The sequence below is a fragment of the Maritalea sp. genome (genome assembly GCF_047634455.1).
Taxonomy (GTDB): domain Bacteria; phylum Pseudomonadota; class Alphaproteobacteria; order Rhizobiales; family Devosiaceae; genus Maritalea.
Map to the genome: position 1 here is coordinate 17,596 of NZ_JBLIAI010000013.1, position 23,659 is coordinate 41,254.

Consider the following 23,659-nt stretch of genomic DNA (forward strand, 5'->3'; position numbering starts at 1 on the left):
TCAAACAGCGCAAATGAATGAACGCCATCTATACCCATTTCCGGTCTCAGTAAATGAAGCTGTTGAACATTTGAATAACGGCGCTGTTGTCGCCATGCCTACAGAAACAGTTTATGGGCTGGCTGGAGCTGCGTTTAATGATGATGCGGTCCTCAAGATATTTAAGACAAAAGGTCGTCCAAAGTTCAACCCGCTGATCGTGCATTGCGCCGACATGGGCATGGCACAATCAATCGCTGATTTTAGCCCGTTGGCGCACGAGTTGGCCGCCGCGTTTTGGCCGGGACCGATGACGTTGGTATTGCCCAAAAAACAAAGCGCGAAAATTTCTGATCTTGTGACAGCTGGGTTAGAAACGGTTGCGATCCGCTTGCCTAAGCACCCACTGGCACGTGAGCTGTTATTGAAGTTTGCACAACCTGTGGCCGCGCCTTCCGCAAATCCCTCCGGCAAACTGTCACCAACTTCTGCCCAGCATGTTATCGAGGGCTTCAAAAATACTGTGCCTGTTGTTGATGGCGGCGCGTGTGAAGCGGGTGTCGAATCAACAATTTTGGCTGTGCTCGATAATCGCATCGTCTTGTTGCGCCCCGGAAGCATCTCAGCTGAGATGGTAACAGCCGCAACGGGTTTGGTTGTTGAATTGCCTCAAAGCAACAAAGTTGTCGCGCCCGGCATGCTGAAATCCCACTATGCACCCAACGCGAGCGTGCGCCTTAACGTGACCAAGCCAAGTGGTGAAGAAGCATTTTTGGGATTTGGAACAATTGCAGGTGTGGGTGCGAGTTCCCGCAATCTTTCACCTTCGTCTGATTTGGCGGAAGCGGCAAAAAACCTATTCCAATATTTGCGCGAACTAGACGCAACTGGAGCGCCGACCATAGCTGTCGCCCCCATTCCCAATGAAGGGATTGGCATCGCCATCAATGATCGGTTGACTAGAGCTGCTGCCGATAGAGCACTTTAGGCACACTCACGGAATGTGGGGCCTAGTCGCGTGGATTATATGGCTTTTGGTCGCGCCAAAACCGCATCAAGCTTTCAAGATCTGGGTCGCTTTCTTCAGGCAATTTAATACGCAAGTTAACGTATAAATCACCTTCGCCGAATAGGCCTTTGCCTTTTAGGCGCATGGCTTTAGACGTATCAACCCCGGCGGGGATATTGAGCTCTACTGCGCCAGAAAGCGTCGGTACGCGAACCTTGCCGCCCAAAACGGCTTCATACAGTGCTAACGGCACGTCAACACGAAGGTTTTCGCCATCTTTGCGGAAATGCTGGTGCGGCATCAAACGCACACTCACCAAAACATCGCCCTTGCTGCCGCCATATGGTGGCGCGTCACCTTGCCCTTTTAAGCGAACTTGCTGGCCGCTCTCTAATGGCCATGGCAGGTTCACAGAAAGGGTTTTGCCGTTTGGCAAGCGCACGGGTATCGGCTGTCTGGCGTGAATCTGTTCAAGCGTGACTTTTAGGCCAACTTTGACATCTTGGCCCTTTGCCGAACGCCCGCTGCTGCCCATACCCATTGGACCAGCGCCGCCACGTTGGCCGCCACCAAGACCGCCCATAAATTCTTTCAAGATGTCCTCTGGATTAATTCCGGCGCTGCCGCCAAAACCACCGGCACTGCGTTGTCCCCCGCGTTGACCACCGCCAAATCCGGAAAAATCAAATCCGGCCATTTTAGGATTGCCATCAGCATCAAGTTCTCCGCGATCATATTGGCCGCGCTTTTGCTTGTCTGATAAAAAATCATAGGCGTTTGAAGCTTCAGTAAATTTTGCCTGAGCTTTTGGGTCGTCTTTGTTTTGATCGGGGTGATAAGTCTTGGCGAGTTTTCGGTATGCAGACTTTATGTCTTTATCGCTCGCGGACCTTGGTACACCCAATACACTGTAAGGATCACGCATTTTTAACAATTCTCTCCAACCAACACATGGCGCATTTGAAGTGTGGCCATGCGGATATTCTCATAAGTTGCGTCATATATGGCGATCCAAAGCCACATTGTCCAGTCTAGCAGCATTTGCTCTGATCTAAAGCGGCAGCGGGCGCTGCTCTTCAATTGCCTCCATAGCGAAGTATGACGTTACAGAATCCAATTCTACCTTGGAAATCAGCCTTTGATACACATCATCATAGCTGTCCATGTCGTTGGTTATCACTTTGAGAAAATAATCGTAATCGCCACCAATGCGGTAAAAATCGACAACCTCTGGAATGGTTGAAACATGCCGGCGAAACGTTTCCAGCCATTCGGCGGAATGATGTCGCGTTTTTAACATCACAAAAACCACCAAGCCTAGCCCGAGCAGTTTGCGGTTAAGCATCATGGTTTGGTTGAGAATCAACCCACCCTCACGCAATGAATTGATGCGCCGCCAGCAAGCGTTTTGTGAAAGGTTTACAAGCCCTGCAAGTTCGCGCTGCGATACTGAAGCATCGCGCTGCAAGATTCGCAAGATTGCAATGTCATATCGATCTAATTTTATCCCATTCATCCGATCATATGACAACAAAAATGACACTTAATGCAAGTAAAATGGTGAAAATACACGAAAACTCGATGATATCATGCGATATCGAAAATATGAGGGACCTATGTGTCGCTGGATCGCCTATTTGGGGCAACCCACTTACATTAATGAATTTCTATATGACGGGCCGCGCTCATTGTGCGCGCAGGCTCAACATTCGCATAAGGCCAAACTAGGCGTTCACGGCGATGGCGGCGGTCTTGGTTGGTATAGTGAACACAAATGCCCTGGCCTATATCGCAATGCAGGTCCGGCCTGGGCCGACCCAAACCTGCGCGAACTGACAACGCAAGTGAAAGCAAAACTGTTTTTTGCCCATGTTCGCGCATCAACCGGCGCGCCGAATACATATGTGAATTGCCATCCATTTCGCATGGAGAATTGGTTGTTCATGCACAATGGTCAAATTGGTGAATTTGGCAAAGTGCAGCGCCAGCTACAACAGGTCCTGAGTGAAACAGCTTACGCGTCAATGCAGGGCACCACAGACAGCGAATTGATGTACTGCCTCTTGGTGACCAACGGGCTGTTTGATGATCCAAAAAACGCCATCCGGACAACATTGCGCACGATTGTCGCCGTTTGCGCGGAGCAAGAAATCAAAGACCCGTTTCGCGCGACATTTTCAGTGACAAATGGAGATCAGGTTTGGGCTGTGCGCTGGTCGACGGATGCATATGCGCCCTCGCTCTACAAACGCGATATGGACGGCAATATTTTGCTGGCCTCAGAGCCACTGGATGGTGAGACGCAGAATTGGCAAGAAATTGAACCCAATTCCTTGATTTGCCTGTCACGCAATGCCGATCAGAACACGACTATTGAAACTGAAATTTTGTTTGATGAGGTACATCAATATGTTCGAGCAATTTAAAGCCACCTTGAACTCGGACAATCTGATCGAAGATTTGCGTGCTGGATTGATTGGTGACGGCATTGCCATTCCGGGGCCATTTGGTGTCAAAAAGCTCGTCTATGCAGACTATGTCGCGTCTGCCCGCGCACTGAAACCGATCGAAGATTTTGTGTCCAACAACATATTGCCCTATTACGCGAACTCGCACACGCGCTCGTCCTATTGCGGGGGATATATGACACAGATGCGCGAAGAAGCGCGCGCTATAATAGCGGCATCGATGGACGCTGGGGAAGATTATTCGGTCATTTTCGCAGGTTCCGGTGCAACCGCTGCTGTGAACCGCCTGGTGAAAATACTTGGTGTTGAAGACGCGGTAAGAGCGGGTATGAACCCTGTCGTTTTTATTGGCCCATATGAGCACCATTCTAACATTTTGCCATGGCGGGAGACCGGTGCGCAAATTGTGACAATTCCAGAGGCCAAAGATGGTGGTCCTGATTTGGCGGTTTTACAGCGCAAACTAGATATGCACAAAGAATGTGCGTTAAAAATTGGCTCTTTTTCTGCAGCGTCAAATGTTACTGGGATATTGACCAATGTGGGCGAGGTGACACGCCTATTGAAAAATAACGGCGCTCTGGCAATTTGGGATTACGCGGGCGGCGCACCGTATCTACCGGTTTCAGTGCGCCCTGATAATGACATCGAGATTGACGCATTGGTTCTGTCGGCGCACAAATATCCGGGCGGTCCGGCCGCCTCGGGAATTTTGGTGGTCAAAAATAAACTAAGCACAACAAATCGCCCCAGTTGGCCAGGCGGCGGAACGGTCGCCTATGTTTCGCCATGGGGTCATGATTACCTTAAATCGCTATCTGCACGAGAAGAAGCGGGCACACCCAACATTATCGGCGACATTCGCGCAGCGCTTGTGTTTTTGGTGAAGGATGCCGTTGGATCTGAGTTCCTTGCCAAACGACAAGCTGAGCTTAGGCAACGTGCGCTGGCAATTTGGGGCGCCTGTGATCGCATAAAAATTCTTGGCCACCCCACCGCAGAACGGCTTCCAATATTCTCGTTTCAGGTCCTTGATGCCAGCGGTAATTATATTCAGGAGCAAATGTTCACACGCATGTTGTCCGATCTTTATGGCATTCAGGCGCGTGGCGGATGTGCATGCGCTGGTCCATATGGGCACGAATTGCTTGGAATTGACGCCGATCAATCGGCTGCCATGCGGCATGAGATAAAACATGGTAATCTGCTCGCGCGTTCTGGCTGGGTGCGTTTGAATTTCAGTTATTTGCTGAGCGATGAAAAAGCGAATTTCATCATTGAATCAGTGACCGAATTGGCCAATAGTGCGAGCAATTATGTTGATGATTATGTCTTTGATGCGGCCACAGGAAGCTATTTACATCACCAAGAACTGAACCCAACAAATGCCATAGAGGGCGTTGTTTGTCGTTCCTGATGTAGGTGCAAATTTGTGGCCGCCGCTAAAAGACCAATTTAGGTGGAAATATGCAATCCGAATTACCAGCACTGAATGAGCAATTGTTTGATCACAATTTCAAGGGCGATATCGACCCTTATGAGTTGTTTGATAAATGGCTGGTCCTTGCTTCTGAGAAAGAGCCGATCGCCAATGCCATGTCGCTTGCTACAGCGGACAAAGATGGTTTGCCAGACACGCGCATCGTTTTGTTGAAAGAACGGGCAGACAATGGTTTTACTTTTTACACCAACACGCAAAGCGTAAAAGGCGATGAGCTGGCTGCCAACCCTAAGGCGGCGCTCGGGTTCTTTTGGAAATCGTTAAACTGGCAGGTGCGCATACGTGGCAACGTTGTGTCAGTAAGCGATGAGGTCGCTAATGCCTATTACAAAACCCGACCACTAGGCTCACGCATTGGTGCGCACGCGTCAGACCAATCGCGTCCTTTGGAAACTAAACAAGAGTTGATGGACCGCGTTGCGAAATACGAAACCCAATTCGGCGAGGACGTGCCTCGTCCAGCTCATTGGAGCGGATATACGATTGAGCCAATTGAAATCGAGTTTTGGTGCGACGGCGAATTTCGTTTGCATGATCGAATTCGTTTCACCCGGGAAAACACAAACCAGTCTTGGACAAGACAACGCCTCTTCCCTTAATGTCCAATAGGGCATTGGGTTAAAGGTTGTATGCGCGTATTTATTCGAACTTCTGGATGGGCAATATGGGCGGCGCGGGTTACGCGTCCGATTTTGCCCCTCATCTTATTGGCGATCGTTTTTCACTATATCGGCGTGATTTCAAGCCCGGTTTTTATAGCGTCAATCGTTGTTGCGATTTCACTCGCAATTGTTTCGGCAATATTTGGCCTTATCGCCTATGTGCGTATTTGGTACAGCGGTGACGCGGGCTGGCGAGAGGCGACGAGCGGGGTGCTTGTTGGTTTGATCGCAGTTCTGTTTGTTGCAACACTCACATACTTGGGCGGCCAATATCCGAGTGTGCATGACGTCTCAACGGCACCAAACGTCACGCCCACATGGTCGAATCAGTCAATTGCGGAACCTCAAACAGCAGATGCAATTGACCCGCTATTGTTTCAGTTTGCGGCCACTAGACAATATCAGTTAAGTGAGCAAGCTGGACTTGAGCTGGTTGCCCAGGTCGCGGCAAGTATGCGGTGGAAAAAACTGGGCCAATCACGCAATGGCGCGGCAGAACTTCATCAATATTTCGAAGCGAAAACCCTGTTGGGGTTTGTGGATGATGTAACGGTAAGTACACGAACTACAGCTCGCTCATTTATCGTCAATCTCAGGTCCTCATCGCGATTTGGTGATGCAGATTTTGGTGTCAACAGCAAGAGAATTGAGCAATTTCTATTGGCCATGGACGAGCTGGTGGCAACGCCGTTGGTGATACAGGAAGCCCATTAGTGCGGCAAAGTTTTTACAATGCCTTCATTAAGTGTTGAACGTACGATAAGTTGGTGGAACGGCAAAATAGCTGCAAGATACCCATGCCCAAATGCGTTGTGACGCTTGCAGACTGTACTCATGAACGCGCGGGGTGCTGGTTCACTGGTGCGGTACAAGGAGACACGGAAATCTTGGTGCCAATCATCTTCACCCAGAATAATTTCGTGCCTATGGATTTCATAAATCTTGAAGAAAGAAATGCGGTCGCCAACTTGTTTTTCAAGAGCAGGGGTTGCGGCTTGTTGTTCCGCTAATTCATCGGTTGTTTTGAGCTGGAGCGGCTTCATCAGCAGGTTTCGCAGTTTTAAGAGCTTGATTGCCCAGCTAATTTCGATGGTAGCAAAATGTGTGGCAAAAACCCTAATGTCACAGGTTTGAAGATCAGGTCGATGCGTCAACTCTTCTGAGTAACTGTCAACAAAATCGTTGGCCGATAAATATTGCTGCAAAGAACTGTCGTCCGGCAGTTGGTTCCGTTTAGCCACCATCATCACCTTGGTTTGCTCTGTGCCCGCATGCTAGCAAGTCTGGCGGGTACATGTCGGGGGTACATTGTCGCAGCGCCCAAAGGGTCACGCCTTCAGGCGATAATGCTTTGCCCACAGCAAACCATGAGATTCAATGTCTTGGTTTTTAATCAAATAATGTAAATGGGCATTGAGGGTCAGCAGCGCGGCGGGCTTTATGTTCACCGGAATGTCGGGATAAATCTCGCTAAGAAGCGACAAAGTCCATTTCGGTCCAGCAGCCAAGGCCACCAAAATTTGTTCGTTGCGTTTGTGCCTGTGATCGAAGAGCTGTTGTGCGAAATCCGGTCCGTTTCTGATTGGGCCACCATGGGCTGGAAAATAGCATGTTTGGCGCAAATGGATGATTTTCTCGATGGAAGTAAAGTAATCATCAAGGCTGCCGTCCGGGTCAGAAATAAGGCTCGACGACCATCCCATGATGTGATCGCCGGTAAAAAGTTGATCCCCACCTTCGATTGCAATCACAATATGGTTGGCGCAATGGCCGGGTGACATGTGAATGATTAGCCCAATTTCCCCAAGATCAATCTTGCTGCCGTCACGCACCACATAATCGGGCTTCAATCCGTAATGCCCAGATTTTCGCAACGGATCACGCTCAAACCAGTTTAACGGACGCGACGGGCGGTGCATCCCCTCAAACATGAGCGGCACATTTAGAGCCTTCGCCATTTTTGGCGCTAGGGCGGAATGGTCTAGGTGGGTATGGGTGAGCAATATGCCTTTGCACTTCTTACCCGATATTGCACTTAACAGCGCTGCAAAATGGTCGTCATCGTCTGGGCCTGGATCGATAATGACCACATCGTCAAAACCAACAATATAACTGTTGGTGCCGCGAAATGTGTAGGGTCCGGCATTTGGTGCAACAACCCGCATAATGCCCGGCGCAAGAATTTCTGGCTCGCCAACCAATGGGTCAAATTCGGTGTTGTATTGCGGCGATGATTGCGTTTGCATTATGTGCCAACTCTGCTCGAAACGGGTCGCGCGATCATATAACATCAACATATGCAAAAAACACTAATTGGGAACGGTATCGGCTTCGGCCCTGTCAAAGTTCTCTCAACGGCGCTGTTTCGTATAAGGTGGCCATCATAATAGATTTCAAGCCAGTTTGGCTGCTCGTATTTGTGCGGCGCGGATCGCATATCTAATTGAAAACATTGCATTCAGGCACTAAATTTTGCCGCGATTTCGAATAAAAACCTTTGATCGTGATTTTTTGTCAAAAAAAGTTGAAATCCGTTATTTGAGTGGTTGCACGTTCAGTTTAAAACGCGTATAGACCGCACCGATCAGTAGTAAAATTTACTGTTCGCAATTGATGGGGCGTGGCCAAGCGGTAAGGCAGCGGTTTTTGGTATCGCCATCCCAGGTTCGAATCCTGGCGCCCCAGCCATCCTTAAATTTCAAAATTGTGCGACCTCGGTCTGGCATGAGATGTGCTTGGCGCATCAAATTTGAAGTCAGCAATGTATAGGCCCATTTTGCCACAAAAAATGAGCGCCAACAATTGCTATGCAGCTTTGTCGACACTCATCAATTTGAACATTCTGAACGGGGTGTTTCGGTTTGCACCCGAAAAACGACTGTTATTTCTCTGGCTGTTTGCCCAAAATAATCATGCTTAGCAAATCATCGTCAGTAACGTCTGAGACATTGACCGTGCCAACAAGTTGCCCGTTTTTCATAACAGAAGCCCGGTCACACAATTCCATAACATCGTGAATGTCGTGGCTGATCAGGAAAATGCCGATCCCAGCCTTTTTAAGTTGCTTGATGAGGTCAGACACCATTTGGGTCTCATGCGGGCCGAGCGCTGCTGTGGGCTCATCCATGATGAGTATTTTGGCATCAAAGTAGACGGCCCGCGCAATTGCAACGGACTGCCTTTGTCCGCCGGACAGCGCCGATACAGGGGAAGAGAACTTCTCAAAGTTTGGATTGAGCGTGCCCATGATTTTGCGGGTTTCTGCTTCCATCGCATCATCATCGACAAAGCCAAAACTTGTCATAAGTTCGCGGCCGAGGAACAAGTTAGATGCTGCATCCAAATTGTCAGCCAATGCGAGCGTTTGATAGATGGTCTCGATGTTGTGCGCTCTGGCGTCGCGTGGATTGTTGATTTGGACCTGTTGCCCATTGATAAAAATCTCGCCGCCATCTTTGCGATAAGCACCAGACAGAACCTTGATCAGGGTGGACTTGCCCGCGCCGTTGTGGCCCAAAAGCCCAACGACTTCACCCGGGTAAACATCGATTGTGACGTGGTCGACCGCTTTAATGCCGCCAAACGAAACCTGGATGTCGCGCATTTCAACAAGTGGAGTTTTTGTTTGTTCCATGATGTCCCCCTATTTGCCCGCACGACGGCGGTAAGCGATGTCGAGATAAACCGCGAGCACCAGTACAAGTCCGACAACAATTGACTGCAACGGAGCATCGACGCCAACCATCGCCATGCCAGATTGTAGGCTTTGCATGATCAGTGCGCCCAAAAGTGCGCCATATATCGTGCCAAATCCACCGCTAAGCGCGGTGCCACCAATTACCGCAGCTGCGATTACCCGTAACTCGTCTAGCGTGCCTAGATCATTGCCTACCGAACCCAATCGAGCCGAGGCGATAACCGCCGCAATTGCTGTAAGCCCGCCCATAAGTGCAAATACTTTCACCGTGAGCATTTTGGTATCGACGCCGGATAGTTCTGCAGCCTCCGGATTGCCGCCGGTCGCGAAAATATATCGTCCAAAGCGGGTTTTTTTGGCCACCAGGGTCATCACAATGGCAACGATCACAACGATTAACACTGGAATGGCCACACCATGAACAACCGCAAACTGGGGAATTTCCTCGCTGCGCGCGTCAAAAATTCTTTTCACCGCGCCCTTGGAGAGCGGGTATGAATTCATGACGGTCACAAAACCCATAATCATTGCTACGGCAATTGCACCAAGTGTGTATTCGGCCCAAATCGGTTTGAGCGAAAAGCCATGGCTCTGTTTTTGACGTCGGCTCTGGATCATTAACACAACAGCGATGATCGAAGCAGCTGCTCCTGCGAGCCAACTGATATCTGCCCCGAGCGTGCCTTCAGCGCCACCGCCCAAAAGTTTGTATGTCACATCGAGTGGGGCAACGGTTTGACCCGTTGTGACCCACCAAGCAGCACCGCGATAAATCAGAAATCCGCCGAGCGTGACAATGAAAGAAGGAACAGCAAGGAACCCGATCACCCAGCCTTGCGCTGCGCCAATCAAAACGCCAATGCCAATGCCGAATATAACAGTGATAATCCAAATGGTAGGGTGACCAAATCCGAGATATTGCGGAAGAATGTGCACTTGCAGCGCGCCCATTAACATACCCAAAAAGCCAAGTAATGAGCCGACAGAAAGGTCGATGTGACGTGTTACGATCACGAACACCATCCCGGTTGCCATGACGGCGACTGAAGCGGTTTGTACGGAAAGATTGAACAGGTTTCGCGGCGTTAAGAACCGTCCATCGGTAAAGAAATTAAACGAAATCCACAAAAGCAACAGCGCGCCGATCATGCCCAACATTCGGCTATCGAGCTCTAGTCCTTTGAAGAATTTTTTGAGTAAATCAGCCATTGCCTCAACGTACCCCTAAACGCAAAAAGGTCCACTACATCCAAACGTTTTGATTTCTGAACGTAGTAGACCACTATTTGAAGGCAAATGCCCCCTTTTTCAGGGGGCATTCATTGGTTACTAGTTGCAGACGGCAACTTTGGCGCCATCAACACCCACGCAAAGTGCGTCTTTTGAAATCCACCCAGCATCCAGCACCACGTTCAGGTCAGCAGCTGTGATCGGAACAGGAGCCAAAAACTTGGCTTGAATTTCTGTTCCAGATGGTGAAGTCCAAATCGCTGAGCCTGCAACGCCGTCAAGCATTGCACCGCCTGCCAAAGCCACCGCGATTTCACCAGCCGCTTTACCAAGCTCCCGAGCGTCTTTCCAAACAGATACTGTTTGTGTGCCAAGCGCCACACGGTTTAGCGCAGCGTGATCGCCGTCTTGACCCGAAACTGGAATGCCTTCCATGCCCTGTGCCGTAAGCGCAGCAACAACACCGCCAGCGGTGCCGTCATTTGAAGCAACAACAGCATCAACTTTGTTGTCATTTGCTGTCAAAATTTGCTCCATGTTGCGTTGTGCGTTTGCAGGCACCCAACCGTCTGTATAGGCTTCATCAACAATAGTAATGTCACCAGCGTCAATTGCAGCTTGCAACACTTCTTGTTGTCCGCCGCGCAAGAAGTCAGCGTTTGGATCAGTAGGCGAGCCTTTGATCATTACATAATTGCCATTTGGCTGCGCTGCTAAAACAGCACGTGCTTGCATGCGACCAACTTCGACATTGTCGAATGTTAAATAAAATGCACGGCCATCTTCGATCAAACGGTCATAAGCAACAACTGGTATACCTTCGTCCGTTGCCGCATCAACCGCCGGGCCAACTGCTGAGGCGTCTTGCGCCAAAATGATCAGCGCGTTCGCGCCACGTGCAATCAAGCTTTCAATGTCTGAAAGTTGCTTGGATGATGATGCCTGCGCGTCAGCAGAAATGTATTCTGCACCAGCAGCTTCCAGCGCTGCTTTGATTGCGGCTTCATCGGTTTTCCAGCGCTCTTCCTGGAAATTTGACCAGCTAACGCCCACGATCAATTCAGCTGCAAGCGTGCTTGAAGCAGCGCCCATGCTCAAAACAGCAGCAGTCGCCAATAAAATCTTTTTCATTTTTATCCTCCCAAGGGTTTTCGGATCACCATCACCCCAATGCTGCGCATCATTGACAGCGTCCGCTATTAGCGATAGCAAGTTTAAATTCAAAAATCAAATTAAATAAGTGAATTTTTGTAACCATCTGAAATAACAAAGCTATTTAATATAGCGATGGCAGAGATTAAGATTTGATCTTGGTCATTTCTTTGGGTAGGGTCAGCGCAGTTAATGAAGGGGGATCATTTTGTTAAGTGAACAACGAACAATCGGCCGACGCGCAATTTTGACCCAAATTCGAAGAATTGGCCCGATCCCGCGAATTGAGCTGTCCGAGCAAACAGGCATTAGCCGCGCAACGGTGACAACGGTCACAGCTGAGCTGATTGATCGTGGTCTTGTGGAGGAAATCCCGGTTGAGCCAGAGGGCAAGGATTTCAAACGAGGGCGTCCCAAGGTCGATCTAAAAATTCGCGGCGACGCATTTCTGGTTGCCGGTGTAAAACTGGCGAACAAGTCGATAGCAATTGTTTTCACTAACTTTTCCGGTGATGTCGTGGGCGAGTTTGAAGCGCCGTTGGACCGCACAAACTATAGCCCCCAAGACCTGGTTAAGACATTTCGAAAAAAGATCGAGCAAGCGTGCAATGTAGCCGACATCAAGTTGGACAATATCAGCGCAGTTGGTCTCGGGCTTGCGGGAATTGTTGACACCACGTTAGGCGTCGTGCGCTGGTCGCCATCATTGTCGTCGCGCAATGTCGAGCTGGGGAAAATGCTCGAGGAAAATTTGGGCAAACCAATCTTTATCGACAATGATGCCAACTTGGTCGCCAAAGCAGAACAACATTTTGGCATGGGTAAAAATGTCTCCGACTTTTTGGTTGTCACCATTGAAAACGGCGTTGGCATGGGTATCGTTTTAGGCAACGAACTCTACCGTGGCACCAGAGGGTGTGGCGCAGAATTTGGTCATACAAAGGTTCATCTGGATGGCGCACTTTGTCGTTGCGGACAGCGTGGATGCCTAGAAGCATATGTGGCAGACTATGCATTGTTGCGCGAAGGATCTTTGGGGCAAATCAAAGGCTCGTCCGACGCGGATCAAGACGAAGTAGCGGCGCTTATTGAAAGCGCAAAACAAGGCGATAAGACCGCGCAAACAATTCTTCAGCGCGCGAGCAGAATGTTCGCCATGGGGCTTTCAAATCTGATCAACATTTTTGACCCCCAACTCATCATCTTATCAGGCGAGCGCATGCAGCTCGACTTTCTGTTCGCCGACGATGTTTTGGAAAGCATCAAAGATACGGTTGTGCAAGTTGATGCGCCACCACCGGAAATTGTGGTGCACAAGTGGGGCGATATGATGTGGGCCACTGGCGCTGCGGCATATGCAATCGAAGGGTTGACCGACATGGAACTCAAGGGGATGGCTGAAAATGCGGCTTAATCTGGCTTACATTCTGAGCGCTATTTTGGTTTCCGGTCCCGTATTCTCGGCCCCGCTTTTCGAAAGCCGCACTGCAGGAATTGAACACCAATATGTCGGTGGTTGGGAACATTTTGTTGGGGGCGGCGTCGCAACGTTTGACTGTAATAACGATAAGTTTCCAGACCTCTATGTGGCAGGTGGCGCAGAACCTGCAAAGCTTTTGACCAATCAAACGCAGGCGGTTTCAAGCGAAGTTTTGTTCAAAGATAGCACACCAAGCGAACTCGCCATCAAAGGGGTCACTGGCGCGTACCCGATTGATATCGACAGTGATTATATTATTGATTTAGTTGTGCTGCGGGTTGGGGAAAACAAGATTTTCAAAGGACTTGGCAATTGCCAGTTTAAAGCATTTAACGAACTTGGGATTGAAAGTGGCGACCGCTGGACAACCGCATTTAGTGCAACGTGGGAGCAGGATCAAAAGTTACCCACATTAGCCTTTGGAAACTATGTGGATCGTGCAAACCCTGACGGACCGTTTGGCGCTTGCGATACCAATCAATTGTTCCGTCCAACCGACACTGGCTACGCAAAGCCGATAGTTCTTGAACCCGGATATTGCGCCCTTTCAATGTTGTTCAGCGATTGGGGACGCAAAGGTCAGCCCGACCTGCGGGTGAGCAACGACCGCCATTACTATCTGAATGATGGGCAAGAACAATTATGGGCGCTCGACGAGTTGCCGCGGCTCTATACTTCTGAGGAAGGCTGGACCACATACAAACTCTGGGGCATGGGTATCGCCAGCCGTGATATATCTGGCGATGGTTTTCCAGAAATATATTTGACCTCCATGGGCGATCAAAAACTTCATTCATTGTCCGGTGGGGCAAAAACACCGACATATAAAGATGCAGCATTTGAAAAAGGCATAACCACCCACCAACCATATATTGGCGACGACGGGCGTCCATCGACCGGGTGGCAAGTTGCATTTGGTGATGTGCAGAATGATGGACTGGACGACATTTTTGTCGCTAAGGGCAATGTCGACCAGATGATTTCAAGCGCCATGTCCGACCCCAATAGCCTGCTCATTCAACAAGCTGACGGTACCTTTGTTGAATTTGGGGATACGGCACAAGTCGCAGATACAGAACGGAGCAGGGGCGCTGCGCTGGTTGATTTCAATCTGGATGGAAAGCTTGATCTGGTTGTTATCAATCGACGTGCGAACATGCAGATTTACGAGAACGTTACCAAGGAAACGGGCGATTGGGTTAGCATTTCACTTGCTCAAAATGACCTCAACGTGAACGCAGTCGGCGCTTGGATTGAAATCAAACATGGTGCCAAAATAATAGCGCGAGAAATCACAATCGGCGGCGGTCATGCGAGTGGCTCTTTGGGACCAGAACATTTTGGTCTTGGCGCTGCAAAATCAGTTGAAATGCGGATTATTTGGCCGGATGGCGAAACGAGCAATTGGCAATCGATCAACGTGAATCAGTATTTGGAAGCACGACGCAGCGGCGCAGAGTTGGTCGTAACGCCCTATTGATCCACGGGTAATCCGCTTGGCACTGACAAGGGGACACCCAATCGACCGTCCACGCTCTTTTGGTCAGTCAGCGTTTGCAAAAACGCCAATAATTGTTCTATTTCTTCGTCATTGAGCGAAATGGGTTGCAACTCATTTGCCGCGCCAATTCGCGCCACGGCTGTCGGGTCGCGCAAAATCCGCTGATCATCAGCGGAGGCCAGTTCCGGCAACTTCACATTCAGTTCGTAGGCGGCCAGACTAGCAACAGGGTCCAAGTGGTGGACTACAACGTCGCGCAAAGTTCTGAACGCCCCCGCATGCCCATAAGGTCCGGTAAACACCACATTGCGCAACGATGGTGTGCGGAACTTGAAGGCATCTTCTTGTTTTCCAGTTACATGCATTCGTCCGGTGTCGTCAGCGTGGTCTTCAAATCTAGCGGCTTTGCCAGGACCAATTTGCGGCATAGCAATAGCATGAAACTGTTGGTCGGTTTGAAATAATCCAGCATGGCAACTCACACAGTTTGCTTTGCCGTAAAAAAGGTCTAGGCCCCGAAGTTCTGGCGCCGTAAGTGGTTCACCCTCAAATACATAGCGATCAAACGGGCTGTCGTCTGCGCGCCACTCAAAGGCAACAAATGCAGCAATCGCGTTGGCAATGTCAGTGAAATCAATTTCGCTGTTTGGTTCAAGTACCTCATCGAACATCGCCTGATATTGCGCGTAACCCCGAACCCGTTTTGCAATGATGTCCCATGCGCCATTCTCGCCCGTCAGCAAACCCATTCGCACAGCTTTTGCCACGTCATTTTCCAAATAATGTCCGGCCATTTCATCCGGCGACAACACGGGAAACATAGCCTGCGCGGACAGAACGCTGTCAAATCCTGCCACCATCTCATCATCCAACGGTGTACGAATATTCGATGGTCGGTTGGCATCGAACTCTAATCGTCCATCATGGAACAACGAGATAAATTGCGCCGCACCAAGATTAAACAGCGCAGGTGAATTGCGGGGAACCCGTTTCTCGGGCAGGTTTTCAGGGTCAGTGCGCCGCTCCGGACCCAGCCCAATTCCACCGTCGCCTAAGCCCAGCGGCAGCCCGTCCGAAGTCGCAAATCGGGGATGGTGACAAGTTGCGCACGCGACTTTTTTGTTGCCGCTCAGGATTGGATCATAAAACAGCAATTGCCCCAATTTAACCTCAGCCATGTTGGCGGCAGGAAATTGCGCGCGATCAAATTGTGGCCGCAGCTCTTGCGCATGGCCTGATGCTGCCGAAAGTGAAAACGCAATAATTGAGATGCAAACTTTGCCCGCGCTGTTCATGAGCTAAAGAATTGTTTGGCCGGTGGACTTCCAGTCATTTACGAAAGCTTCCAACCCTTTGTCTGTGAGCGGATGATGCACCAATTTGCCGAGAATGCTCGCCGGAATTGTCGCCACATCAGCACCCGCAAGCGCCGCATCACTTACATGATTTACTGTGCGAATAGAGGCGGCCAAGATTTGCGTTTTGAACTGAAAGCTAGAGTAGATGTTCCGAATGTCACGAATAAGGTTCATGCCATCCAAATTAATGTCGTCCATACGTCCAATAAAAGGACTGATATAGGTGGCTCCCGCCTTTGCCGCCAACAAAGCTTGGTTTGCTGAAAAGCAAAGGGTGAGGTTGGTCCTAACACCAATATTCGCCAGGTGGCGGCAGGTTTTTAAACCATCCAAGGTCGTCGGCAATTTTACGACAACATTTGGCGCGATGTCCTTCAGCACCATAGCTTCTTTCAGCATCGTTGGATGATCTAGCGCCGCAACTTCTGCCGAAACCGGCGTGTCGATAACCGCGCAAATCTCAGCGATGACTTCAAGCATATCCCGGCCCGACGATTTAATAAGGGAAGGGTTGGTGGTCACCCCATCCAGAAAACCACTATCGGCCCAGGTTTTGATTTCAGCCACTTCAGCGGTGTCGATAAAGAATTTCATTTTATGTCTCTCTCAAGCGCGCTCAAACAAAGCGATTTACGTAGTTTTCAAGGATTTCTTGACGACCGGACTTTGGTGCTGGGTTGATATCTTTGCTAACAACCATCGCAGCAACATCTTCCAGTGATCCAGTCAGCATTGATTTTGCTTCAGGCGTTTCCCATCCAGAATACCGTTCAGTCAAAGCGTTCTCTAGTCCACCATCCTCGATCATTGCAGCTGCGGCTTTTAGACCCCGTGCGCAAATGTCCATGCCTCCAATGTGGGCGGCAACTAGATCTTGTGGATCAAGCGATTGGCGGCGAATTCTGGCGTCAAAGTTGGTTCCGCCAGATGTGAAACCGCCATCCTTAAGGATGTGATAGTAGGCCAAAGCAACTTCTGGGACATTGTTTGGGAATTGGTCTGTGTCCCAGCCAGATTGATAATCGTTGCGGTTCATATCGATTGAACCCAAAACACCCAATGCAGCGGCGGTGGCAATCTCGTGTTCAAACGAATGGCCCGCGAGAATGGCGTGGCCCTGTTCGAGGTTAAGTTTAACTTCCTTTTCAAGGCCGTATTTTTGCAAAAAGCCAAAGCAAGTTGCCGCATCATAATCATATTGATGTTTGGTTGGTTCTTGCGGCTTTGGTTCCACCAAAATTTGGCCCTTAAACCCGATCTTGTGCTTGTACTCCACAACCATGTTCAAAAACCGACCCATATGGTCAAGCTCTTGTTCTAAGTCGGTGTTCAACAGGGTTTCATAACCCTCGCGTCCGCCCCAAAGGACGTAATTTTCACCACCGAGCCGCATCGTCGCATCCATGCACGTTTTGACTGTCGCCGCGCCAAAAGCAAAAACATCGGGGTCAGGATTTGTTGCTGCACCAGACATATAGCGACGGTGCGAGAATAAGTTTGCGGTGCCCCACAAAAGCTTGGTGCCAGAACGTTCCATTTTCAGCGCAAAATAGTCCGTCATGGATTCCAAATTGTAGGTGTTCTCAGCAAAATCGGCGCCTTCAGGTCGCACATCTGCATCGTGAAAACAGAAATAGGGAACACCAAGAATTTCAAACATTTCGAAAGCCACATCAGCCTTCAATTTTGCTAGGTCCAGCGTATCGCCAAACCATGGCCGTTCAAATGTTTGTCCGCCAAATGGATCACCGCCGGGCCACGCAAAAGAATGCCAATAAGCAGCTGCAAACCGCAAATGGTCTTCCATCCGTTTGCCCATAACTATCTCGTTCGGGTCATAGTAATGGAAAGCCATTGGGTTGGCGCTTTGAGCGCCTTCAAATTGCGCTTTGTCGATATCTTTGAAAAAGCCTGAACTCATTGCACTGCCTTGATTGCTGGATACATGGTTTGAAATTTTTGATATTTGTCGGCGTAGGCCGCAAGGTGGTTGGCATTCGGCATAATCGTGCGCGCTATTTTTGGCGGCTGCATGACGTCATTTGGATTGGCACCAGTGACGCTGCAAATGGCCAATCGCGCAGCCCCGAGGGCTGCACCGAAATCGCCTTTTTCCGGCAGATGAATGGGTATGTTGAATGCGGTTGCGAGCATCTCCACCCAAAAACTTGAATTTGTGCCGCCACCGATTGCCAAAAGGGAAGGGAGGTCTGCGCCAGTCGATTTGAGCGCATCCAAACTTTGACGCATGGCAAACGCCACGCCTTGCATGATTGCGTGGGTTAGGTCTGTGCTTGTGTGCGCGATATCTAATCCCAAAAATGCGCCACGTATATGCGCGTCATTGTGCGGTGTTCTTTCGCCTGACAAGTAAGGGAGGAACCCAATATCACTTGGTAACGTGAGTTGCTCGCCGAGCGCTTTTGCTAACTTGGGTTGAGACTGATTTGTTATGTGTGACAGCCAGTTCAGGCTATCGGTTGCCGCAAGCGTCACACCCATCTGATACCAGCGGTCAGGAACCGCATGACAGAATGTGTGAACCGCGGTCGCAGGTTGCGGAAAGAAACCGCTTCGCCCGGCTAAAATCACGCCCGACGTGCCAAGCGACACAAAACCCTGGCCTTCACCCAACACACCGACGCCGCAAGCCGCTGCCGCATTGTCTGCGCCTCCACCGGCTAGCGTAACGCTGCCTGCTATTCCCCAAGCTGATTGCAATTCTGTTCGCAGCGAGCCCGCAGTTGACGATCCCTCAATTGTATTTGGCAACATTGAAGCCTCAATGCCACTCGCGTTGATGAGTTTTTCAGACCATTGCCGTTTGCCAACATCCAACCAGCTCGTGCCAGCCGCGTCAGAAATCTCAGAGTTCAATTCACCCGTGAGCCAAAACCGCAGATAATCTTTTGGCAGCAAAATGGTTTTGGTTTGTGCAAATATTTCGGGTTCTTGGTTTTTAACCCACATCAGTTTGGGCGCACAAAAACCAGGGAATACGATGTTGCCGGACAGTTCGCGCACGGACGGTGTTTTGTCCAACGTCGTTGCGAACGCGTGGCTCCTTGTGTCGTTCCACAAAATACAGGGTCGCAGTACGTCGTGTGCTTTGTTGAGCAACACGACACCGTGCATATGGCCCGAAATCCCAATGCCCTTAAGGGCGGATAATTGCTTTGGATATGACGCTCGTAGTTGTTCGAAAACATCTTTGCATGCATCGATCCAGAGTTTGGGGTCTTGTTCGCTCCACCCCTTGTGCGCATGGTTGGTTGAATAGGTGCTTTGCACAGTTCCAACTGCGTTACCCTGATCGTCAACGATCAATGCACGCAATCCAGAAGTACCCAAATCAAGCCCAACAAACATAGAAAAAATCTCCTTGGCGTTATCTAATGCAACTTTAATTCATAAGTCAAATTAAAATGATTGATACATCAAAATGCATCGTTTATCGGCACGAAGTTGCGGCCACAATAATTCCATTCATCTTCCATGCTTGATCTGATCTTGATGCATGCTTAAACATGCCGCATGCTCACCATAGAAAATGTCTTAACCGATCGTGGATCAAAATACGCAGTCTCCGGCGGCAACTGCCAAACGGCTGAACAAGCGAAGGCGTTCATCAAAGAACTGAAACGCCAAAAGAAATTCGCCAAAGCGACCCACAACAGTTGGGGGCTGATTTGCGCCGATGGTGCCATCAAAAATGATGATGGCGAAAGTGGCGCGGGTATGATCATTCTCAGGATGTTGGAGCGCGAAAATGTTGAAAATCAGATCGTTGTCGTAACCCGTTGGTACGGTGGCAAACATCTGGGCGGCGACCGCTTCCGACATGTACAAACGGCCGTGCGTGCCTATTTGGATGCGGTGTAAACTGTTAAATCCACCGCGGCAATTCCATGCTGACTTCCAAGCCGCCCTGTCGCTGCACAAATTTTAACGCTCCACCGTGGTTTTTGACCACCGAGTTTGTAATTGTCAGGCCAAGGCCAGCCCCTTTTGTCCATTTGGCATTTTCGCCCCTGACAAACGGTTCCAGAAGCTTTTCAGGTTGTTCAAAAAAAGTGTGTGATCCCTGATCGACTACCGCAATCGTGAAGTGATCTGCCGTCGCATGCAGTGATACATGGGCCTCTTCGCCATATTTTAGCGCGTTCTCAATCAAATTGGTCAGCGCTCGTCGGATGGCGTTGGGGCGGCATTTGCACAATACTCTTTGATGGTCTCGTATCAGAACGTGCGTATTCTCGCTGGTTTGGCTAAACACATTTCCAAGCCGTTCCAAGTTGACCTGTTCAGGGGCCGCAAGCGACACAGGTTTGTCGACATCCTGGTAGTCGTCAACGATGGATTGCACCAGTGATCGCATCGAGATTTTCCGCGGGGCTTCGGTGTCCATTTCGTGTCTGGTGTAGCTAAGAACGCCATCAATCATGTCGGTCATTTGGTCGATGTCTCGGTCAAGCTTATCGCGCAGAATTGTATCTTCGATCAGCGCCGTGCGCAGTTTCAGGCGTGTTGCAGGCGTACCCAGATCATGCGAAATTCCTGACAGCAACAAGGCGCGTTGCTCTAGCCGTTCGCGCTCATTTGCAAAGAATGTATTCACCGACGCAGTTAAGTTCTTTACTTCGCTGACCCCTCGTTCGGGGATTTCTTCAATTGAACCGCTGGTCGCAGCCGTTCTGATATCATTTGCAAGCTGTTCGAGCATTTGTGAGAAACCGTTCGCAACGCTAAACAATATGCCCAATGTGAGCGCTGCCAACAATAAAGCTGGCAACCGCAGGTCGGCGGGCCGTGCTGCGCAAGACCAAATGCTGGGCGCGCTCACTTTGAGCCAATTCTGATCATCGAGTTCGATATACATCGTTGCATCAGAACAAAGTTTGGCAATGCCGCGTGATAATTCGCCAAATTGAAATGCCAGCCCGTTATTCGTCGCAGGTATGGCGGAAACAGAATATTGAAATTGTGGCGAGAATATCCGCACGGCCACCCGTTCGCCCGATGCGGTAATTGCAGCACTTGGTGGGCGTAGCGTCAGGCTGGTTTCATAGATTGCTGAATTTGGCACGTCAAAACGCAGTTTTACAACATCTGTGTCATCGAGTTTACCGGGTTGAACTACTGTAAACTCAAAGATATCGGATTGAGCGGTGCGACTAGGCTGGGACCGTAATTCTGAAACGGTGCCAAACAGGGCAATGCCGGCATTGAACGCATTGTCCAGATGAGTTTGCCACGAACTGTTCGACCGCTCCCACATGAGCGCAGCCGCTAAGCCACACACAAACGCAAACCCGAGCATGATAATTGAAATGGTGGTTGCAGAGAAAAACCAGCTCAGCCAGCCAGATTTTGCAGATCGCTCATTAATCATCGGCATTTACGGTGCAACAAAGTTGATAGCCCGTACCGCGCATGGTTTTGATCAGTTTCGGCGCCTTTGCACTTATTTCAATTTTATGCCGCAATCGGCCGACCAGCACATCAATCGCTCGACTTTCTTGAGCATCCAACGTTTCCTCAGGTTCTTCTTCATTCAAGGCACTTGCGATTTCTTCTCGTGTCAGCGGGATTTGCGGGTTGGCCAGCATGACCTTCAAAAGTGCTGTCTCACGTTTTGACAAAACGGTCTCAACGCCGTCTGCACCAACTAATTCTTCTCGGTCACCCCGAAAAGTCCATTTATCAAACTGATATGTCCTTGCATCACGACGATAGGCTAAGGAAGACGCGCGGTGGGTGCGTCTAAAGACGGCTCTAACGCGCGCCAGCAGTAAGCCTGGATTAAACGGCTTGGCGATATAGTCGTCACCGCCCATCTGGTAGCCGGTTAGACGATGGTGATCGGCCGACAGTGCCGACAAGAAGATGATTGGCACCGTATTGTCAGCGCGAAGTTTTTTGCAAACATCAAAACCTGATTCGTCACCAAGCATGACATCCAGAAAAATCAGATCAACTCTTCGCTGGGCGACAATACCCATTGCAGCTTGCGTCGTCTGGGCGCTCTCCACAGCGTAGCCTTCGCGGGTCAAATATTGCTTGAGCATCGCGCAGACATCAGGATCGTCATCAATAACCAGAATCCGGCGAATGGCCATGTTTACTCCTTTGTTCACTCACATGTGGCGGATATTGAGTAACAAATTGTAACAAGCCAAGCCCGAATGTAACAGGGCGTAACATTTGTGACATAAAACCCGCCGACAGCGACCAAATACGTACGATTCCATATTGATCTAATGAGCGTTGCAATCTCTTTTCAATTCAACTTCGCTGACATGGGTTAGCGCGGTATGATGTAAATTCTCTCGGGAGGGGAATGTAATGAAAAAATCAGTTCTTTTGACCAGTGTTTTGGCACTTAGCTTGTCAGCAACTGCTGCCATGGCTCAGCCAAAAGCCGAAGTGCTTCACTGGTGGACATCTGGCGGCGAAGCCGCTGCTGTTAAAGTATTGAAGGACGAGTTTTCCGCAAATGGCGGTACTTGGACAGACATGCCAGTTGCTGGCGGTGGCGGTGATGCTGCAATGACTGCGTTGCGCGCTCGCGTTTTGTCTGGCAACGCCCCATCGGCTGTTCAGCTCAAAGGCCCTTCAATCCAAGAATGGTATGAAGAAGGCGCAATCGGCAATATCGACGCCGTTGCAAAAGCTGAAGGTTGGGATGAGTTGCTGCCAGAAGCCATTGCGGACCAAATGAAATGTGATGGAGCCTACTGTGCTGCACCTGTTAACGTGCACCGCGTGGACTGGATCTGGGGCAACTCAAAAATTCTTGCTGACGCAGGCATAGACGCCCCAACCAACTGGGCGGAATTCAATGCCGCTGCTGAAAAACTCCAAGGCATGGGCATTACGCCATTGGCACATGGTGGCCAAGCTTGGCAAGATGCGACAATGTTTGAAGCGGTTGCTGTTGGTCTTGGTGGGCCAGAATTCTTCCGCAAAGCGTTCATTGAACTCGACATGGACACGCTGAAATCAGATCAAATGAAAGCGGTTTTCGACCAAATGCGTGTTATGCGTGGCTACGTTGACGACAACTTCTCTGGTCGCGATTGGAACCTTGCAACTGCAATGGTAATCAATGGTGAAGCTGCATTCCAAATCATGGGTGACTGGGCTAAAGGCGAATTTATGGCCGCTGGCAAAGTGCCGGGCAAAGACTTCACTTGTACCTCACCATCAGGTGGCGCTTACCTTTACAACGTCGATAGCTTTGCGTTCTTCAACGTAGACGGTGAAGATGCTATCGCTGGTCAACAGCTCCTTGCCAAATTGGTCATGGGCAGCAACTTCCAAAAAGTGTTCAACCTGAACAAAGGGTCAGTACCTGCTCGTTTGGACGTTCCAATGGACGAATTTGAGTTCTGTGGTCGTCAATCAAATGCAGACTTGAACACTGCAATCGATCAAGGCTTCTTGTTGCCAAGCTATGCACACGGCATGGCACTTCGCAGTGCACAAGCTGGCGCGATCACCGATGTGGTCACAGCACACTTCAACTCAGACATGAGTTCAGAAGACGCTGTTGCAGCATTGGCCCAAGCAGTGGCAAACTCTTTATAATCGTACACTGAAACAACTCGTCCACGCGGCCA

The 23,659-nt window shown here is 49.8% G+C and carries 22 protein-coding genes and 1 tRNA gene; 10 read left to right on the top strand and 13 right to left on the bottom strand.

Features of this window, described 5'->3' with window-relative positions; all coding sequences use genetic code 11:
• Nucleotides 1-13: 13 nt before the first annotated feature.
• The gene (locus tag ACJAZW_RS05605; protein WP_415155905.1) at nucleotides 14-967 is read left to right on the top strand and encodes an L-threonylcarbamoyladenylate synthase; all 954 of its coding nucleotides are present in this window, start codon (nucleotides 14-16) and stop codon (nucleotides 965-967) included.
• A 22-nt stretch (nucleotides 968-989) separates the two neighbouring features.
• Here the strand turns inward: ACJAZW_RS05605 and ACJAZW_RS05610 are convergent, their stop codons facing one another.
• On the bottom strand, nucleotides 990-1,913 hold the full coding sequence (locus ACJAZW_RS05610) for a DnaJ C-terminal domain-containing protein (RefSeq protein WP_415155907.1): 924 nt from the start codon (nucleotides 1,911-1,913) through the stop codon (nucleotides 990-992).
• 126 nt (nucleotides 1,914-2,039) lie between these two features.
• Nucleotides 2,040-2,504 (bottom strand): Lrp/AsnC family transcriptional regulator, encoded by a 465-nt coding sequence (locus tag ACJAZW_RS05615; protein WP_415155909.1) that lies wholly within the window; start codon nucleotides 2,502-2,504, stop codon nucleotides 2,040-2,042.
• Between the two features lie 73 nt (nucleotides 2,505-2,577).
• On the opposite strand from ACJAZW_RS05615, the gene ACJAZW_RS05620 reads away from it, so the two are divergent.
• Genes ACJAZW_RS05620 through ACJAZW_RS05635 form a run of 4 tightly spaced genes read left to right on the top strand, consistent with a single transcriptional unit; the run spans nucleotide 2,578 to nucleotide 6,333 of the window.
• Complete coding sequence (locus tag ACJAZW_RS05620) at nucleotides 2,578-3,414, top strand: class II glutamine amidotransferase (RefSeq protein WP_415155911.1); 837 nt, start codon at nucleotides 2,578-2,580, stop codon at nucleotides 3,412-3,414.
• Nucleotides 3,398-4,873: an aminotransferase class V-fold PLP-dependent enzyme gene (locus tag ACJAZW_RS05625; RefSeq protein WP_415155913.1), complete on the top strand. Its 1,476-nt coding sequence runs from the start codon at nucleotides 3,398-3,400 to the stop codon at nucleotides 4,871-4,873. The genes ACJAZW_RS05620 and ACJAZW_RS05625 overlap by 17 nt, the downstream gene beginning before the upstream one ends.
• 50 nt (nucleotides 4,874-4,923) lie before the next feature.
• On the top strand, nucleotides 4,924-5,556 hold the full coding sequence (pdxH, locus tag ACJAZW_RS05630) for a pyridoxamine 5'-phosphate oxidase (RefSeq protein ID WP_415155915.1): 633 nt from the start codon (nucleotides 4,924-4,926) through the stop codon (nucleotides 5,554-5,556).
• Nucleotides 5,557-5,586: 30 nt separating this feature from the next.
• On the top strand, nucleotides 5,587-6,333 hold the full coding sequence (locus tag ACJAZW_RS05635) for a DUF1499 domain-containing protein (RefSeq protein WP_415155917.1): 747 nt from the start codon (nucleotides 5,587-5,589) through the stop codon (nucleotides 6,331-6,333).
• Here the strand turns inward: ACJAZW_RS05635 and ACJAZW_RS05640 are convergent.
• Both ACJAZW_RS05640 and ACJAZW_RS05645 read right to left on the bottom strand, forming a co-directional pair.
• Nucleotides 6,330-6,866, bottom strand: coding sequence for a DUF2867 domain-containing protein (locus tag ACJAZW_RS05640; RefSeq protein WP_415155969.1), 537 nt, complete (start codon nucleotides 6,864-6,866; stop codon nucleotides 6,330-6,332). The two genes, ACJAZW_RS05635 and ACJAZW_RS05640, sit on opposite strands and share 4 nt — an antisense overlap.
• Before the next feature lie 81 nt (nucleotides 6,867-6,947).
• Nucleotides 6,948-7,865: an MBL fold metallo-hydrolase gene (locus ACJAZW_RS05645; protein ID WP_415155919.1), complete on the bottom strand. Its 918-nt coding sequence runs from the start codon at nucleotides 7,863-7,865 to the stop codon at nucleotides 6,948-6,950.
• A gap of 368 nt (nucleotides 7,866-8,233) precedes the next feature.
• On the opposite strand from ACJAZW_RS05645, the gene ACJAZW_RS05650 reads away from it, so the two are divergent.
• A tRNA-Gln gene (locus tag ACJAZW_RS05650) sits at nucleotides 8,234-8,307 on the top strand.
• 193 nt (nucleotides 8,308-8,500) lie between these two features.
• On the opposite strand, the gene ACJAZW_RS05655 is transcribed toward ACJAZW_RS05650, so the two are convergent.
• The 3 genes from ACJAZW_RS05655 to xylF form a co-directional block, all read right to left on the bottom strand.
• Entirely contained in the window at nucleotides 8,501-9,253 is a 753-nt protein-coding gene (locus ACJAZW_RS05655) for an ATP-binding cassette domain-containing protein (protein ID WP_415155921.1), read from the bottom strand.
• 9 nt (nucleotides 9,254-9,262) lie between these two features.
• Nucleotides 9,263-10,525, bottom strand: a complete 1,263-nt coding sequence (locus ACJAZW_RS05660) for a sugar ABC transporter permease (RefSeq protein WP_415155923.1) — start codon at nucleotides 10,523-10,525, stop codon at nucleotides 9,263-9,265.
• A gap of 120 nt (nucleotides 10,526-10,645) precedes the next feature.
• Nucleotides 10,646-11,677: a D-xylose ABC transporter substrate-binding protein gene (gene xylF / locus ACJAZW_RS05665; RefSeq protein ID WP_415155925.1), complete on the bottom strand. Its 1,032-nt coding sequence runs from the start codon at nucleotides 11,675-11,677 to the stop codon at nucleotides 10,646-10,648.
• 229 nt (nucleotides 11,678-11,906) lie between these two features.
• Here xylF and ACJAZW_RS05670 point away from each other — a divergent pair, with 229 nt between their 5' ends.
• Entirely contained in the window at nucleotides 11,907-13,112 is a 1,206-nt protein-coding gene (locus ACJAZW_RS05670) for an ROK family protein (RefSeq protein WP_415155927.1), read from the top strand.
• Complete coding sequence (locus ACJAZW_RS05675) at nucleotides 13,102-14,658, top strand: CRTAC1 family protein (protein ID WP_415155929.1); 1,557 nt, start codon at nucleotides 13,102-13,104, stop codon at nucleotides 14,656-14,658. The genes ACJAZW_RS05670 and ACJAZW_RS05675 overlap by 11 nt, the downstream gene beginning before the upstream one ends.
• On the opposite strand, the gene ACJAZW_RS05680 is transcribed toward ACJAZW_RS05675, so the two are convergent.
• The 4 genes from ACJAZW_RS05680 to xylB are packed head-to-tail and all read right to left on the bottom strand — an operon-like array spanning nucleotide 14,652 to nucleotide 19,406.
• Nucleotides 14,652-15,974: a cytochrome-c peroxidase gene (locus ACJAZW_RS05680; RefSeq protein ID WP_415155931.1), complete on the bottom strand. Its 1,323-nt coding sequence runs from the start codon at nucleotides 15,972-15,974 to the stop codon at nucleotides 14,652-14,654. The two genes, ACJAZW_RS05675 and ACJAZW_RS05680, sit on opposite strands and share 7 nt — an antisense overlap.
• A 3-nt stretch (nucleotides 15,975-15,977) precedes the next feature.
• Entirely contained in the window at nucleotides 15,978-16,631 is a 654-nt protein-coding gene (gene fsa, locus ACJAZW_RS05685; RefSeq protein ID WP_415155933.1) for a fructose-6-phosphate aldolase, read from the bottom strand.
• Between the two features lie 22 nt (nucleotides 16,632-16,653).
• The gene (gene xylA / locus ACJAZW_RS05690; RefSeq protein ID WP_415155935.1) at nucleotides 16,654-17,958 is read right to left on the bottom strand and encodes a xylose isomerase; all 1,305 of its coding nucleotides are present in this window, start codon (nucleotides 17,956-17,958) and stop codon (nucleotides 16,654-16,656) included.
• Complete coding sequence (gene xylB / locus ACJAZW_RS05695) at nucleotides 17,955-19,406, bottom strand: xylulokinase (protein WP_415155937.1); 1,452 nt, start codon at nucleotides 19,404-19,406, stop codon at nucleotides 17,955-17,957. The genes xylA and xylB overlap by 4 nt, the downstream gene beginning before the upstream one ends.
• Before the next feature lie 165 nt (nucleotides 19,407-19,571).
• Here xylB and ACJAZW_RS05700 point away from each other — a divergent pair, with 165 nt between their 5' ends.
• A complete protein-coding gene (locus ACJAZW_RS05700) occupies nucleotides 19,572-19,919 on the top strand; it encodes a YigZ family protein (protein ID WP_415155939.1) in 348 nt (115 codons plus the stop codon).
• Nucleotides 19,920-19,923: 4 nt separating this feature from the next.
• On the opposite strand, the gene ACJAZW_RS05705 is transcribed toward ACJAZW_RS05700, so the two are convergent.
• The gene (locus ACJAZW_RS05705; protein WP_415155941.1) at nucleotides 19,924-21,435 is read right to left on the bottom strand and encodes an ATP-binding protein; all 1,512 of its coding nucleotides are present in this window, start codon (nucleotides 21,433-21,435) and stop codon (nucleotides 19,924-19,926) included.
• The gene (locus tag ACJAZW_RS05710) at nucleotides 21,422-22,156 is read right to left on the bottom strand and encodes a response regulator transcription factor (protein WP_415155943.1); all 735 of its coding nucleotides are present in this window, start codon (nucleotides 22,154-22,156) and stop codon (nucleotides 21,422-21,424) included. The genes ACJAZW_RS05705 and ACJAZW_RS05710 overlap by 14 nt, the downstream gene beginning before the upstream one ends.
• Before the next feature lie 226 nt (nucleotides 22,157-22,382).
• On the opposite strand from ACJAZW_RS05710, the gene ACJAZW_RS05715 reads away from it, so the two are divergent.
• Nucleotides 22,383-23,627, top strand: coding sequence for an ABC transporter substrate-binding protein (locus ACJAZW_RS05715; protein WP_415155945.1), 1,245 nt, complete (start codon nucleotides 22,383-22,385; stop codon nucleotides 23,625-23,627).
• Nucleotides 23,628-23,659: the final 32 nt, after the last annotated feature.